1 rRNA gene is annotated in these 792 nt (G+C 51.0%); it reads right to left on the reverse strand.

The annotated features are described in order from the left end of the window. Positions 1-792: ribosomal RNA gene (locus R2R70_RS18840) — 23S ribosomal RNA — on the reverse strand; the annotation flags it as partial.

The following is a 792-nucleotide window of genomic DNA, read 5'->3' on the forward strand; positions in this document are numbered from 1 at the left end:
CAAGAGCTTCTCCGAAGATAACCCCATCAATTAACCTTCCGGCACCGGGCAGGTGTCACACCGTATACGTCATCTTGCGATTTTGCACAGTGCTGTGTTTTTAATAAACAGTCCCAGCCACCTGGTCACTGCGGCTCCCGTCCGCTTAGAGAGCAAGTCTCCTCACAGATAGGAGCGTACCTTCTCCCGAAGTTACGGTACGATTTTGCCTAGTTCCTTCACCCGAGTTCTCTCAAGCGCCTTAGTATTCTCTACCTGACCACCTGTGTCGGTTTGGGGTACGATTCGGTATAATCTGAAGCTTAGAGGCTTTTCCTGGAAGTATGGCATCAGCAACTTCACTACCGTAGTAGCTCGTCTCGTGTCTCAGGTTTAATGTTCGTCCGGATTTACCTAAACAAACGCCCTACTCACTTTCACATGGACAACCATCGCCATGCTTGCTTAGCCTTCTTCGTCCCCCCATCGCAATTATACCAAGTCCGGAAATATTAATCCGTTTCCCATCGACTACGCCTTTCGGCCTCGCCTTAGGGGTCGACTTACCCTACCCTGATTAACATGGGATAGGAACCCTTGGTCTTCCGGCGTGCGGGTTTTTCACCCGCATTATCGTTACTCATGTCAGCATTCGCACTTCTGATACGTCCAGCATACCTCCCGGTACACCTTCAACCGCTTACAGAACGCTCCCCTACCACTCATACAAAGTATGAATCCGCTACTTCGGCGGATACTTTAGCGCTGTACACATTGCCGCACACTCTTTCCCTACCCGTCCGCCATCCCGCC

This window comes from Cobetia sp. SIMBA_158, from assembly GCF_046566945.1.
Lineage (GTDB): Bacteria > Pseudomonadota > Gammaproteobacteria > Pseudomonadales > Halomonadaceae > Cobetia > Cobetia amphilecti.